Below are 13,706 nucleotides of genomic sequence, written 5' to 3' on the forward strand. Positions count from 1 at the left end.
CTTTTGCCTTGCTGAGGATCAAGGTCTGAGCGGCTGGCGGCTCTAGTCTTCAGGCTTAAGTCGATAGAGAATCGGCGAGGTCAGGAAAGGACGCCATGCCGGGGCCGATCAGTCAACCGCAGACGCTCGCGGACGTCAGGACATTGCCGGAGCTGCTGCGCTGGCGCATCAAGGCGACGCCGGCGGCGGAAGCCTATCGCCACTTCGACGGCAAAGCCGCGCGCTGGGTCAGCCAGTCCTGGCAGGAGATCGACGCGGAATTCGAAGCGTGGCGACGGGCGCTGGCGGTCGAGGGCTTTGCGCCAGGCGAGCGCGTCGCCATCCTGATGCCGAACGGCATTCCGCACATCGCGATGGACCAGGCGGCGCTGTCGCGCGGCCTCGTCCCGGTGCCGATGCATGCGGTCGACAACCCCGACAGCATCGCCTACATCCTCGCAGATTCCGGCGCGCTGCTGCTGTTCGTCGACACCCTGGAGCGCTGGCGGGCGATCGTTGCGACCGGACAGCCGCTCGATGCGCTCAAGCGCATCGTCTGTGCCGACATGACCGGGCCGGGACCTGCCGATGCGCGCATCATCGCGCTCGACGCATGGCTCGCAACCGCGCCGGGCGCAACCGCACCACTCTCCGACGTTGCCGTGGAGCCGAACGATCTTGCCGCCATCGTCTACACCTCGGGCACGACCGGGCGGCCGAAGGGCGTGATGCTGTCGCACGACAACGTCATCTCCAATGTACAGGCGATCGCGCGGCGGATCGCCGCCGAACCGCACGACGTCTTCCTGTCCTTCCTGCCGCTGTCGCACACCTTCGAGCGCACCGGTGGCTATTACTATCCGATCGCGGCAGGGGCCTGCGTCGCCTATGCGCGCTCGGTGCCGCTGTTGTCGGAAGATCTGAGGCATGTGCGGCCGACGGTGCTGATCTCGGTGCCGCGGATCTATGAGCGCATCTACGCGCTGATCATGCAGCGTCGGGCATCGGCCGGGGCCCTCGAGCGGGCGCTGCTCGACCTCACGATCGCCGTCGGTGGCCGGCGTTTCGATGCGCGGCAGCGGCGCGGCGCGCCGTCGCTGCCGGATTGGCTAGCCTGGCCGCTGCTGCAGCGGCTGGTCGCCGACAAGGTGCTGGCGCAGCTCGGCGGCCGATTGCGCGTCGCGGTCTCCGGCGGCGCGCCGATCGCCGAGCCGGTCATTCGCCTGTTCCTCGCGCTCGGGCTCGACATCCTCCAGGGCTACGGCATGACCGAAACCTCGCCGGTGGTTTCGGTCAATACGCCTGAAGACAACGATCCGCATTCGGTCGGCCATGTGCTCGATGGCGTCGAGGTCAGGCTGGGTGAGAACGATGAGCTGCTGGTGCGCGGTCGCAACGTGATGCTCGGCTACTGGCACAAGCCAGAGGAGACGCGTCGCGTGAAGCAAGCCGACGGCTGGCTGCACACCGGCGACCAGGCGCGCATCGAGAACGGGCGCATCACCATCACCGGCCGCATCAAGGATATTCTGGTGACGTCCACCGGCGAGAAGATTGCGCCGGTGGATCTGGAGACTGCGATCCTCGCAGATCCCCTGTTCGAGCAGGCGCTGGTGGTCGGCGAGCAGCGCCCCTTCCTCACTGCGCTGGTGGTGCTCAACGCCAAGGCCTGGACGCAGGAGAAGGAAAGGTTAGCCGTGAGCGGCAAGCAGGGCGGCGCGGCGGAGCGGGTCGCGCTGCTGGCGCGAATCGCGACCGCCGTGAAGGCCTATCCGTCCTACGCGACGCCGCGCGCGGTGTGGTGGACGCTGGAGCCCTGGACCATTGCCAGCGGCCTGCTCACGCCGACGCTGAAGAACAAGCGCCCCGCGCTCGAACATCGCTTCGCAAGCGAGATCGAGCAGATCTACACGAAGAAGCCGCGGCAATAACGTCGACGTGATTCCCGCCTCTCGCCGCGCTTGATCCAGCGCAACCTTGGCCGCGTCTCGCCATGCAATGTCGCTGCGAAGAGTCGAATTGCAAGCGAGGCAAGTCATGAAGGCGTATTTCATCGGCGGCGGCATCGGGTCGCTCGCGGGCGCTGCATTCCTGGTTCGCGACGCGCAGCTGCCGGGACGCGATATCGTGATCTACGAGGCGCAGCCGCTGGTCGGCGGCAGTCTCGACGGTGCGCTGCTCGCGAGCGGCGCCTATTCGCTGCGCGGCGGGCGCATGCTCACCACCGATCACTACGAGTGCACCTGGGACCTGCTGTCGAGCATTCCCTCGCTCGAACATCCCGGCCTCAGCGTGCGCGAGGAGACGATCGCATTCAATCTGGAAAATCCGGCGCATTCGCAGGCGCGGCTGGTCGACCGCAACCGCTTCAAGATCGACGTGACGCACATGGGCTTCTCGGCGCGCGACCGGCTCGAGCTGCTGCGGCTCACCGAGGCCTCGGAGGAAACGCTCGGCAACAGCCGCATCACCGACTGGCTGTCGCCAAGATTCTTCGAGTCGAATTTCTGGTACATGTGGCAGACCACTTTCGCCTTCCAGCCCTGGCACAGCGCGGTCGAGCTGAAGCGCTATCTGCACCGCTTCATGAACGAATTCCCGCGCATCGAGACCCTCGCCGGCGTCAAGCGCACCGTCTACAATCAGTATGATGCGATCGTGCGGCCGCTCGCCGACTGGCTGAAGCGGCAGGGCGTGCAGTTCGTGCGCGGCACCCGTGTCACAGACATGACGCTCGAGGACGAGGGCGGGCGCGTGCGCGTCCGCCAGCTCATGCTCGATCGCGACGGCCGCACCGCCAATGTCCGTCTCGAGGACGGTGACCTCGTGTTCTTCCAGAACGGATCGATGACGGACGCCTCGAGCTTGGGCACCATGACCGAGCCGGCGCCGCACCTGACCAAGACGGACAGCCAGGGTTGGGCGCTGTGGGAGACCATCGCGAAGGAGCGTCCCGAATTCGGCAATCCGTCCGCGTTCAACACCTCGATTCCGGAGTCCTACTGGCTGTCGTTCACCGTGACCTGCCGCGATCCCCGGTTCTTCGACAAGATGGAGGCGTTCTCCGGCAACAGGGCCGGCACCGGCGGGCTGGTCACGTTCAGGGATTCCAACTGGCTGATGTCGGTGGTGCTGTATCACCAGCCGCATTTCGCCGGGCAACCGAGGGACGTGCAGGTGTTCTGGGGCTATGCGCTGCATCCCGATCGTGTCGGCAATTTCGTCGGCAAGCCGATGTCCGATTGCGGCGGCGCCGACATCCTGAACGAGCTGTGCGGGCACCTGAATTTCGATCGCGAAATGTTCGAGACCGCGACCTGCATCCCCTGCCGCATGCCCTACATCACCAGCATGTTCATGCCGCGCAACCTGACCGACCGGCCGTTGCCGGTGCCCAAAAATTCGGTCAACCTCGCCTTCGTCAGCCAGTTCGTCGAAATCCCCGATGACGTCGTCTTCACCGTCGAATATTCGGTGCGCGCGGCGCAGATGGCGGTCTATCAGCTCATGAAGGTCGATCGCCCGGTGCCGCCGGTGACCCGCCACGACAAGTCGCTCGCGGTGATCTTCGCGACGCTGGAGAAGGCCTTCACGTGAGACTTTCGCCAGCATCCATGGCAGCCTCTATCGCGCCGGCGCCAGCGGCAGGCTGACGTGAAAGACGGCGCCTCCTGACGGGGCGTTCTCGGCCCAGATGCGGCCGCCATGCGCCTCGATGATGGTATGGGCGATCGAAAGGCCTATGCCCATGCCTTGCGCCTTGGTCGTGAAGAACGGCTTGAAGATCTCGGTCACTTTCTCCGCGAGGATGCCGTGACCTGCGTCGGCAATGGAGACAAGGGCCAGGTTGCCGTCGATGAGACCAGTTCGTCCGACGACGCGGCGCCGCTCGTCCGGAAGTTCGGCCACGGCCTCCATGCCGTTCACGACGAGATTCAGGATGGCCTGCTGGAGCTGCACCTTGTCGCCCTTCACGAGGATGTCCGCGGGCGACGGCTCCGCGACGAGCTCGACATCATGGGTCAGGGCCTGCACGGAGAGGAATCGAAACACCTCGCCGACGGTGGCATTGAGGTCGAGCTCGCGCCGTTCGGTCGGGTCTCGCTTCAGAAACGAGCGCAGCCGGCCGATGACTTCGGCGGCCCGCTGATCGTCACGGCGGATGTGGTCAAGGATGTCCCTGACTTCGCCGAGGTCGGGCGCCGGATTTTGCAGTATCCGCTGGGCCGTCTCGGCATTGATCAGAATGGCGGCGAGCGGCTGGTTCAGCTCGTGTGCGAGCGAGACGGACATCTCTCCCGCGGTCGCACGGCGGTTCATGTGGGCGAGCTCCGACATGCGCTGGCGTGCCTCGACCTCGGCCACGAAGCGCAGACGGCGCTCGCGCAGCAGAACGGTGATCATCAGCGCCTGCACCAGCACCACGCTCGCGATGATCACGGAGTGCCAGTAATACTGCTCCCAGAAGGTCGGTTGGCGGAAGCGCACCTCGCTGCCGGGGGGCAGATTGGCTTCGTCCACATTCCAGCGTTTCAGCTGCCGCCAGTCGAAGATCGGCTTCACGTTGTTCCCGCTGAAGGGAATGATGCTCGACGGCGCTTCGCCCTCGAGGATCCGCATCGCGACCTCGCCGGCTTCCCGGCCGATGATTTCGGGCCGCAGCAGGAAGCCGCCCACACCCGACCGCCCGAGGAACGTCTCTGATGTGATGATGATCGGTCGGTTCGCACCCTCCGCGACGCGTGCGAGCGCCGAGGCGGGGGAATAATAGGTGCCTTCGCCGTCGGAATACATCGCCGAGGTCAGGATCGCAGAGCGGGCGGGCAGCGAGGCGACGTGACTGCGGACCTCACGCAGTACCGCGCCGGACAGATCGGTGACTTCGAGATCGGGCATCTCGGCCGCGAAGTCCTGCTTCCAGTGTCCGTATGTCAGCGGATTTTTCCAGGCCTCGCCCACGAGGACGACATGGGTCAGGTCGGGAACGACGGCGCGGGCGGCGATCAGAAGCTGCGCCGGTCTCACCCTTGCGAAGACGGCCGTCGTGTTGGGCAGGAACAGTGCGCGCGTCTCGGGCAGATCGGGCAAGAAGCCGTAAACGACGGGCGCGGTGGGCCAGATGTCCTGCTTGCGCGCTTGAAGGAATTTCGCCGATGTCACGCCGATCGAAACGATGACGTCGATCGGCCGCTGCGCATATTTGGTTTTGAGGTGACCGACCAGACTCTCTTCGTAGTCCGGTCCCGGGAAGCGGGCGAGATCGAGGCTCTCGCCGTAGATCACCGTGTGACTCTTGCCGTTCGGCTTTGCCGCGGCGCGGATGCCGGCAAAGATCTCGGAATAGAAGGGCGAGCGGAAATCGGCTTCTTCCAGCACCAGGATTGAACGTTGCCGGGGGCCGTCGGCTGCGATGCATTCACGCGACAGGATTGCGAGCAGGCAGACGATCAGGATGCGCACGAGCCCGGTGATCATACGCATTGCTGGACTCTCGGCCCCGGCTCCAGTTGCAATCGGGCTTCCTCGATGAGGACGCTCGCGAGAGCATACCCGCCAGACCCGGAGTTTCAAACGGAAGGATGCGCGTCCGGTTCGCTGACGCGCAGGGCGAGACGAGGTGCCGCTACTTGAACGGGTCCTGGATCGACGGCGACGATTGCCGGATGCGGCGCACGCTCACCGGCGTACCGTCGGAGACGAACAGCAGTTCATATCGACGGCCTTCGCTGTCGGTCGCCGAGCAGGTCACGTCGTTCACCTTCCTGGCAGCGAAGTTGCCAGTCTGGCGGCAAACGCCGGTGGAGGCCTGTTCGGCGGGCACCGGCAGACCGTCGACCTTGGGCCGGTCCTTGGAGTTGAGCAGCATGCGGTCGATCGGCAGCTCATAGGAATTGTCGTCGGCGCGCTTGCCGTTCTCGCCGGAGAACGACACGACGTGGTTCGCATCAGTGGGGTCGTCGACGGCGACCGCGAAATTGACCCGGCCGGTGTCGCCATGGGCGTAAGCGACCGTCTTGCAGGCGAAGGTCCGGCCCGCGACCTTCAGCGTCTTGCACTGGCCGGACATCAGCGCCAGCAGGTCGATCAAGGCGTTCTGCTGCGCCGGCGGATTGTTGACCGGAATGGGCCTGGAATCCTCGGCGAAACAAGGGCTTGCCGAAGCTGCAACGGAGGCGGCGAGGGTTGCTGCGAGGACCGGTCGGATGAGGCGCATCGTCAGGCTCGTATGCCAGGGGACGCTGGAGGTCCGCTTCATAACCATCGAACCGCAAATTGGTTGCGATCCCGTTCGCGCCACCGAGTCCGTCTGGAATACCACCGCACCATCCCTGGCGATTCGCCCAAATCGCCCACCGTCCCGGCGGGCACTTGCCGTCAGGCCGGTGTTTTTTTCGTGGCAGGCTAACCCATTGCCGCCTGCCAGCGCGCATCGCGCAGGGAGGGGCGGCGGTGCAGGCGGGCGTCGAGCAGGGCGCGTGCGCGGGAGAGCTCGCCGCTGCGCATGAGGGCGACGATGAAGGTGTCCTCGATCAGCTCGCGCTGGGCGTGGCTGCCGCCGATGCGGACGACGTCGGTGAGCACCGGAGCGAGCGTCTGCACGCAGGCGGCATGGTCCTCCTCGGCAAAGGCCGCCAGCGCGCGGCAGATCGCGGGGACCACGGGGCCGGCCGGCAGCTTGCCCTCGGCGAGGCGCTGCTCGATGACGGCAAGGCGGGTGGCGAGGGCCTCGCTGTTTTGTGTTGCCGCCGCGAACAGCGCCATGTGGACGTCGGCAAACGGCAGGCTCGATTTCGGAAACAGTTTTTGCGCGGTGGTGTCGGCCTCGAGCCACAGCGCCCTGGGCACGGCGTGGCCGTAAGCCGACAGGCGCCAGAGCAGCGAGGCGCTGTCGGTGATGACGTTGAGCGGCGGCGCCTGCGTGGCGGAAGGCTGGAGCACGTCGGCATAGATGTTGAGCGCCCGTGCCGCATCGCCATGCTCGAGTGCACCGAGCGCCTGGTGCCAGCGGATGTGGCCATGCAAAATTCCGGCGCGGCCGTAACTGGGGATCCAGTCGTCGACGAGACGATCGGCTTCCTCGATGGAGCCATCCTCGAACATCGCATGCAGCACCGCATGCGCGGCGTGGGCGTTGGCGCGGCGGAGGTTGAAGCCGCGCTCGGTGACGGCGCGGCCGTGCGCGACGTCGCCATTCTCAGTCATCGCCCAGCCGGACATGGTAAGAAACCACCAGTCCTCGCCATAGTGCGGCGCGACCCGCTCGCACAGCTCATGCCGCGCCCGGTCGTGATCGGCCATGCCGGAGAAGGCGAACAGGCCGAAGGCGCCGAGCGGCAGCGACAGCACCACGGCATCGCGCGGCCAGCTCTCGACATGCTGCAGCATCGTTGCGATCGCCTCGGGCAGCCGGCCCTCGATCGCGCGCGCCAGCGTCTCGACATGCGAACGCTCGCGCTCAGTGCCGCGCCTGGCAACGAGCTGGCGCGCCAGTGCCGCCTCCTGCCGCGCGAGATCGCCCTGCTGGTAGAAGGCATGCACGCGGCCGCGGGCGATATGGGCCAGCGCGAAATCCGGGTCAGTCGCAATCGCGCGCTCCAGCGTCTCCGCCGTACCGGTCCAGCCCGCGAGCATGAGGTCGACGCCCTCGCGATAGGCGGAGGCCGCCGCATCGGATGCGGTGGAAAGCGGAAGGCCGTAGCGGTCCTCGTGCGGCATCGTCGTCTCCCGCTGTTAGCTCGTGCGCGCGCGGCGGCCTTCGATCGGGTAGGCCGGATCGTTGTAGCCCGGCGTCGAGGGATGGCCCGGCACGACCAGGCGGTCGATCAGCGCCTCGTCCTCCGCCGTGAAGCGATAGTCGAGTGCGCGGATATAGTCGTCCCATTGCTGCTCGGTGCGGGGACCGGCGATGATGGAGGTCACGAATGCCGAGTTCAGCACCCAGGCGACCGCGAACTGGCCGGCGGTGATAGCTTTCTTCTCGGCGTGAGTCTTGATCTCCTGCGCGAGCTGGAGCGATTCCGGCCGCCACTCCGTCTGCATCATGCGGGTGTCGTTGCGGCCGGCGCGCGTCTCCTTGTCCGGGGCGGCATCCGGCTTGTACTTGCCGGTGAGCACGCCGCGCGCCAAGGGGCTATAGGGCACGATGCCGAGGCCGTAATAGGAGCAGGCCGGAAAATGCTCGACCTCGGGCATGCGGTTCATCGCGTTGTAATAGGGCTGGCTCACCGCGGGCCGGTCGATGCCGAGCCGGTCGCAGATGTTGCAGATCTCGGCGACGCGCCAGGCGCGGTAGTTGGAGACACCGAAATAACGCACCTTGCCGGCGCGGATCAGGTCGCCCATCGCGCGCACCGTCTCCTCGAGCGGCGTCGCATGGTCTTCCTTGTGCAGGTAGTAGATGTCGATGTGATCGGTGCCGAGCCGCTTCAGGCTTTCGTCGGCCGCCTGCAACACCCAGCGCCGCGACAGGCCAACGCGGTTGGGATCATCGCCCATCGGGTTGGCGAGCTTGGTGGCGAGCACCCAGGCGTGACGGTTGCCGGCGATGGCGCGTCCCACGACCTCTTCGGACGCTCCCTTCGAATAGGCGTCGGCGGTGTCGATGAAGTTGATCCCGGTATCGAGCGCCTTCGCGATGATCCGTTTCGATGCGGCTTCATCGGTCGGCCCGCCGAACATCATGGTGCCCAGACAGATCGGCGGGACTTTCAGGCCGGTGCGGCCGAGCTGGCGGTATTGCATGGGCGGGATCCTTGCTGCGTCTTGTGGCGTCAGCATAGCCGCCCGGTTCCGTCATTGCGAGCGCAGCGAAGCAATCCAGCAATGCCATCACCTCTCGTCGTCCCGGACAAGCGCGCCACAAGCGCGCGCAGATCCGGGACCCATAACCACAGGATTGCGTTTGGCGAAGACTCCGAGTTAGCAGTTCGACCCATAACCCCTCCCTGTGGTTATGGGTCCCGGCCCCCGTGCGCAATTGCGCACTAGGCCGGGACGACGGCGAGTATGTGGTTGCGGCAGTGGCAACCTGACCGAACAGCTACGCCGGCCCCTTCAAGATCTTGAACACGCCATTCGCCATCACGATGCAGCGATCATCCACCGTCACTTCGGTGCTCATGAAGATCAGGCTGCGGGTCGAGCGGACCACGCGCGGGCGGGAGATCAGGATGTCGCCGATCTGGCCGGCCTCGACGAAATGGGTGTCGAGCTGCACCGTCGCCATGAATTCCTTGCCGGAGGTGTAGCGGGCGGTCATGCCGCAGGTGCGGTCGGCAAACGTCATCATCACGCCGCCCTGGACCATGCCGCGGCGGTTGTGGTGCTTGTCTTCGGTCGCGAGTGCGAATTCGTATCGGCCGTCGACCTTGCGCTCCCACAACGGGCCGATCAGGTGCATGAAGCCCGTGGTCTCCAGGATGCTCCAGCCCTCTGATTTGAGCCTTGCGGCGGCCTTGCTCGTCATCTCGTCGTCCATCCTTGCAACGCGATCTCTCCTCGTTTCATCAGATGCGGTCCTGGTGTAGTCAAGCATCATGAGAGCTTTCGACGATGCCACCAGACGGAATATCGCAGAGGCCTGCGCGGCCTTCGCGCGGCTGCCTGCGGTGGCCGAACTATCGGCACTGAAGCGCGCTGCGGTGGTGCTGGCGTTGACCGAATCCAGTGACGGCGACGACACCGCCTTCCTGCTCACCAGGCGTGCCTCACACCTGCGTGCACATCGCGGCCAGTGGGCGTTGCCGGGTGGACGCTGCGATGCCGGCGAGACGCCGATCGCGGCGGCGTTGCGCGAGCTCGACGAAGAACTCGCGCTGAAGCTTTCGGCCGACGCGGTGCTCGGCCTGCTCGACGACTATCCGACCCGCTCCGGTTATCTGATCACGCCGGTCGTCGTGTGGACGGCCGACAGTACCGCGATCAGGCCGAACCCCGACGAGGTGGCATCCGTTCACCGCATCGCGCTCACGACGATCGAGCGCGACGACGCCTTCGATTTCACTGTCATCCCCGAAAGCAGCCGCCGTGTGATCCGCTTCCATCATCAGGCAAGCCTGATCCATGCGCCGACGGCGGCGCTGATCTACCAGTTCCGCGAGGTGCTGGCGGGACGGCACACCCGCGTGGCCGAGCTGGAACAGCCAGTGTTCGCCTGGAAGTGACGATGGTAAACGGCGCGTTAACGTGACGGTTACCGGATGCCTGCTAAGAGGGCAGCATGCATCACTCGATTCGAAAAAGCCTGGCGGCGGTTCCATTCGCGTTTCTCCTGCTCGCGCCCGCCGCGCGCGGCGGCGAGGCCGAGCCGCTGCCGCCTTCCGTCGCCAATGCCAACGCCCAGTTGCTGTCGCAGTTTTTCGCGCAAGGTGGCGCCTCGCCCGCCGTGCTCGAATATCGCCGCAAGCTGCAGGAATATCAGGCCGCGCGCGCGGCCTTCGACGAGGAAGCCGGCGCCTATTGGAGCCAGATCTCCGAGAAGCGGAAGACCCGCAACGCCAAGCGGCGCAGCGGGCAGCAGATCACGCTCGACGACTACGTGCTGGAGCATCCGCCTGTCTATACCGGGCCGAAACGGCCGGTGAATCCGGAGCCGGAGGAAACGCCGGAACGACCGGCCAAGAAGCCGATACCTGTGGTCGCTGACCTCCTGCGCGCGGCGCAGGAGCTCTACCAGTTCACGCCGCAGCGGCCGTCCAGCGAGGTCGAGTTCAAGCGCGCCTATGCGCGCTACGCGCTCGCCTCGGGGCTGACGCGCGAGCAGGCGGTGCGGGTCTATTCGTTCGAGACCGGCGGCACCGGCAGCTACGACGTGCAGGCGGGCATCGAGCACGGCGGCAAGCGCGCGATCTCGACCGCGATGGGCTACAACCAGCTGCTCACCACCAACAGCGTCGAGCTGCTGGCCGAGCAGGGCCATGAATTCATTCGTGCGCTCTCCGACAAGGTGGCGCGGACGTCGGGGCCGGCGCGCCAGGCGCTCGAGCACAAGCTCGCTGTGCTGAAGAAGATGGTGGCGCATGCCAAGTCGGTGCCCGACACCTGGTCGGAGCACGAGAAGATCGGCAACACCGCGCAGGGCTGGGCCATGCATGCGATGGTGCTGGACGTCGACATCGGGCCGATGCTGCAGACCCACAAGCTGCTCACCTCGGTGCTGTTCGCCCGCGCCAAGGGCTACACGCGCCCGCTCACGGCGGCCGAGCTCGAGATGATGAACCTCACCGGTGACGGCACCGGGCTCGACATGGTGACCATGCCGCAGGCGATGCGCGAGCAGGTGCCGACCTCGAACTTCTTCCAGCGCGGCGGCTATGAGCGCAACCCGGTCGCAATCCGCCATAACACGGTGGCCAAGCTGCTCGCGGTGACGGACACGCGGATGGACTCGAACAGCAACAACGCCGGCGCAAGGGAGCTGGCGGCGGCGTTTTAGATATCGGTGTCGTCCCGGACAAGCGCGCCTCAAGCGCGCGCAGATCCGGGACCCATAACCACAGAATCAGATTTGACGAAGACTCGTGGTTACCGGTTTTACGCCGCAACTGCTCCCTGGGGTTATGGGTCCCGGGTTCGCGCTTCGCGCGCCCCGGGACGACAAAAAGGGATTACTGATCCGGCCCGAACTTGAACTTGCCGTCGCCTTCCAGATACGGACCGCTGCGCATGTAGAGCTGGCCGTTGTGGCCGATGAAGAACAGCGTGCCCTTGGGCACCTTCTTGGCGCCCTTCAAGAGCTCGCCCGCATTGCTGGTGCCCATCTTGTAGGAATAGGTCTTGCCTTCCTTGTCATAGGCGTAGCCCGTGTCGGGCTTGAGCTCCCAGGGCGTCGGCGGGGCTTGCGCCAATGCTGGTGCTGCAAATGCCGCGAGCGCGGCTGCGATTGCAAATGTCTTCGTTGAAAATGCCATGCTTCCATCCTCCCCATCCTCGGGGTGCCCGGCTTGAACAAATCACGAACGGTATTTCCCGGTCAATTCGCGAAAGCGCCGCGGCGCATCACGTCTCGCCCAGCAGTTTGTGATTTTCCCTTCGTCCCCTCGCGACTATGTTCCGCTTTCCGTCTAGAACGCAATTCGACAAAAATATTGGTGGGGATGATTCGAATGAACCATGTCATTAATGCCTGCTCGGCTGCCGCGCTGCTGCTCACGGCGCTGGCGCCGGCCGCCCGGGCCGATGATTACCAGCTCAGCCACAACCAGCGGATTTCCTGCAGCCGCGGCCTTGCCCCGGGCAAGCTGAACACGGCGACCTGCAAGTCCTACACCTATCTCTTCAACACCAAGACCTCGGAATATTTCCGCTGCCAGGTCTCGCTGGCGCTGACGCGGGACAACAAGGAGGTCATCAACGTCCAGACCGACGGCGGCTGCACCAAGAAGCCGCGCATCTTCGAGACCGACGGCAAGTATGATTTCGACGCCACCGAGACCGAGCCGCCGAACACCAACTCGTTCTTCGGTCCCGGCGGCTACTCGGTCTGGGCCGCCGACGTCACCACGCAGAAGGTGCGCGGCTGCATCATCATCTCCTCCGGCCTCGGCTCCGACATCTCCAAGTGCCTGGACATGACGTTCCAGTAGGACTTGCCAGCTGCGACGAGGTGCGCTCCTGCGCCACCTCGCCGCACCCGCCGGGTTCCCTAAAAAAGCCAGCCGGCGCGGCCGTTTACCGCAGTCCTGTTTTGCCTTTTGGATGGGTTGACCCGCATCCCTCATCCGGCCAATTTCGCCGCCGGTTTGGGGAGTACAAAATCATGAAACGGACGTTCTTCGGCGTGGCCGCGGCTCTTGCTCTGGCGGCGTCGGCACCTTGCGCGCATGCGCAATCCTTCATCAACGTGCTGACCGGCGGCACCTCCGGGGTCTACTATCCGCTCGGGGTCGCGATCGGCAAGATCTACGGCGACAAGATTCCGAACGTGAAGACGCAGGTGCAGGCCACCAAGGCGTCGGTCGAGAATTTGATCCTGCTGCAGCAGGGTCGCGGCGAGTTGGCGTTCACGCTGGGTGACTCGCTGAAAGCGGCCTGGGACGGCGAGGAGGAGGCGGGCTTCAAGACCAAGCTCGACAAGCTCCGGACCATCGGCGCGATCTATCCGAACTACATCCAGATCGTCGCCACCGCCGAGAGCGGCATCAAGACGCTGGCGGACCTCAAGGGCAAGAGCCTGTCGGTCGGTGCGCCGAAGTCGGGCACCGAGCTGAACTCCCGCGCGATCCTGGCCGCCGCCGGCATGAGCTACAAGGATCTCGGCAAGGTGGAATATCTGCCGTTCGCCGAATCCGTCGATCTCATGAAGAACCGCCAGCTCGCGGCAACCCTGCAGTCGGCCGGGCTCGGCGTCGCCTCGCTGAAGGACCTCTCGACCTCGAGCCCGATCACGGTGGTGTCGGTGCCGAAGGAGACCGTCGACAAGATCGGCCCGCCCTTCATCTCGGCGACCATTCCGGCCAACACCTATACCGGCCAGGACAAGGACGTGCCGACCGCGGCCGTGGTCAACTACCTCGTGACCAGCTCCGCCGTCTCCGACGACCTCGCCTATCAAATGACGAAACTGATCTACGAGTCGCTGCCGGAATTGCAGAATGCGCATGCGGCCGGCAAGGAGATCAAGCTCGAGACGGCGGCCACCGGCAGCCCGGTTCCGCTGCACCCCGGCGCGATCCGCTATTACAAGGAAAAAGAGCTGATCAAGTAAGTCTCCGCTGTCATTCCGGGGC

Annotated in this window: 12 protein-coding genes; 6 read left to right on the forward strand and 6 right to left on the reverse strand. The window is 65.4% G+C overall.

Annotated features, from left to right (window positions below):
• Positions 1-95: 95 nt before the first annotated feature.
• Both JQ592_RS35660 and JQ592_RS35665 read left to right on the forward strand, forming a co-directional pair.
• On the forward strand, positions 96-1,910 hold the full coding sequence (locus tag JQ592_RS35660) for an AMP-dependent synthetase/ligase (protein WP_211407381.1): 1,815 nt from the start codon (positions 96-98) through the stop codon (positions 1,908-1,910).
• Positions 1,911-1,977: 67 nt separating this feature from the next.
• A complete protein-coding gene (locus tag JQ592_RS35665; RefSeq protein WP_211407382.1) occupies positions 1,978-3,576 on the forward strand; it encodes an oleate hydratase in 1,599 nt (532 codons plus the stop codon).
• A 27-nt stretch (positions 3,577-3,603) separates the two neighbouring features.
• Here JQ592_RS35665 and JQ592_RS35670 read toward each other — a convergent pair whose 3' ends face one another.
• The 5 genes from JQ592_RS35670 to JQ592_RS35690 all read right to left on the reverse strand — a co-directional run bounded on the left by JQ592_RS35670 (position 3,604) and on the right by JQ592_RS35690 (position 9,445).
• Complete coding sequence (locus JQ592_RS35670; RefSeq protein ID WP_211407383.1) at positions 3,604-5,460, reverse strand: sensor histidine kinase; 1,857 nt, start codon at positions 5,458-5,460, stop codon at positions 3,604-3,606.
• Positions 5,461-5,602: 142 nt separating this feature from the next.
• The gene (locus JQ592_RS35675) at positions 5,603-6,193 is read right to left on the reverse strand and encodes a hypothetical protein (RefSeq protein ID WP_211407384.1); all 591 of its coding nucleotides are present in this window, start codon (positions 6,191-6,193) and stop codon (positions 5,603-5,605) included.
• A gap of 188 nt (positions 6,194-6,381) precedes the next feature.
• Positions 6,382-7,695 (reverse strand): tetratricopeptide repeat protein, encoded by a 1,314-nt coding sequence (locus JQ592_RS35680; RefSeq protein WP_211407385.1) that lies wholly within the window; start codon positions 7,693-7,695, stop codon positions 6,382-6,384.
• Between the two features lie 15 nt (positions 7,696-7,710).
• Complete coding sequence (locus JQ592_RS35685) at positions 7,711-8,721, reverse strand: aldo/keto reductase (protein ID WP_211407386.1); 1,011 nt, start codon at positions 8,719-8,721, stop codon at positions 7,711-7,713.
• 298 nt (positions 8,722-9,019) lie between these two features.
• Positions 9,020-9,445, reverse strand: coding sequence for a PaaI family thioesterase (locus JQ592_RS35690; protein ID WP_211407387.1), 426 nt, complete (start codon positions 9,443-9,445; stop codon positions 9,020-9,022).
• Positions 9,446-9,512: 67 nt separating this feature from the next.
• Between JQ592_RS35690 and JQ592_RS35695 the strand changes: the two genes are divergently transcribed.
• Together JQ592_RS35695 and JQ592_RS35700 are read left to right on the forward strand one after the other, a co-directional pair.
• On the forward strand, positions 9,513-10,142 hold the full coding sequence (locus JQ592_RS35695; protein ID WP_433996448.1) for an NUDIX hydrolase: 630 nt from the start codon (positions 9,513-9,515) through the stop codon (positions 10,140-10,142).
• Positions 10,143-10,198: 56 nt separating this feature from the next.
• Entirely contained in the window at positions 10,199-11,413 is a 1,215-nt protein-coding gene (locus JQ592_RS35700) for a hypothetical protein (protein WP_211407389.1), read from the forward strand.
• A gap of 172 nt (positions 11,414-11,585) precedes the next feature.
• Here the strand turns inward: JQ592_RS35700 and JQ592_RS35705 are convergent, their stop codons facing one another.
• A complete protein-coding gene (locus JQ592_RS35705) occupies positions 11,586-11,888 on the reverse strand; it encodes a hypothetical protein (protein WP_211407390.1) in 303 nt (100 codons plus the stop codon).
• A 195-nt stretch (positions 11,889-12,083) separates the two neighbouring features.
• Between JQ592_RS35705 and JQ592_RS35710 the strand changes: the two genes are divergently transcribed.
• Positions 12,084-12,563, forward strand: coding sequence for a hypothetical protein (locus tag JQ592_RS35710; RefSeq protein WP_211407391.1), 480 nt, complete (start codon positions 12,084-12,086; stop codon positions 12,561-12,563).
• A gap of 173 nt (positions 12,564-12,736) precedes the next feature.
• Positions 12,737-13,684 carry a TAXI family TRAP transporter solute-binding subunit gene (locus JQ592_RS35715; RefSeq protein ID WP_211407392.1) on the forward strand — a complete coding sequence of 316 codons (948 nt, stop codon included), beginning with the start codon at positions 12,737-12,739 and terminating at the stop codon, positions 13,682-13,684.
• Positions 13,685-13,706 lie beyond the last annotated feature (22 nt).

Origin of the sequence: Bradyrhizobium iriomotense, from assembly GCF_018129405.1 — a bacterium.
Classification (GTDB): domain Bacteria; phylum Pseudomonadota; class Alphaproteobacteria; order Rhizobiales; family Xanthobacteraceae; genus Bradyrhizobium; species Bradyrhizobium iriomotense_B.

Excerpts from the sequence above, each read along its gene's own strand:
- JQ592_RS35660 (WP_211407381.1), top strand. The coding sequence starts at position 96 with ATGCCGGGGCCGATCAGTCAACCGCAGACGCTCGCGGACGTCAGGACA.
- JQ592_RS35665 (WP_211407382.1), top strand. The coding sequence starts at position 1,978 with ATGTCGCTGCGAAGAGTCGAATTGCAAGCGAGGCAAGTCATGAAGGCG.
- JQ592_RS35670 (WP_211407383.1), bottom strand. The coding sequence starts at position 5,460 with ATGCGTATGATCACCGGGCTCGTGCGCATCCTGATCGTCTGCCTGCTC.
- JQ592_RS35675 (WP_211407384.1), bottom strand. The coding sequence starts at position 6,193 with ATGCGCCTCATCCGACCGGTCCTCGCAGCAACCCTCGCCGCCTCCGTT.
- JQ592_RS35680 (WP_211407385.1), bottom strand. The coding sequence starts at position 7,695 with ATGCCGCACGAGGACCGCTACGGCCTTCCGCTTTCCACCGCATCCGAT.
- JQ592_RS35685 (WP_211407386.1), bottom strand. The coding sequence starts at position 8,721 with ATGCAATACCGCCAGCTCGGCCGCACCGGCCTGAAAGTCCCGCCGATC.
- JQ592_RS35690 (WP_211407387.1), bottom strand. The coding sequence starts at position 9,445 with ATGACGAGCAAGGCCGCCGCAAGGCTCAAATCAGAGGGCTGGAGCATC.
- JQ592_RS35700 (WP_211407389.1), top strand. The coding sequence starts at position 10,199 with ATGCATCACTCGATTCGAAAAAGCCTGGCGGCGGTTCCATTCGCGTTT.
- JQ592_RS35705 (WP_211407390.1), bottom strand. The coding sequence starts at position 11,888 with ATGGCATTTTCAACGAAGACATTTGCAATCGCAGCCGCGCTCGCGGCA.
- JQ592_RS35710 (WP_211407391.1), top strand. The coding sequence starts at position 12,084 with ATGAACCATGTCATTAATGCCTGCTCGGCTGCCGCGCTGCTGCTCACG.
- JQ592_RS35715 (WP_211407392.1), top strand. The coding sequence starts at position 12,737 with ATGAAACGGACGTTCTTCGGCGTGGCCGCGGCTCTTGCTCTGGCGGCG.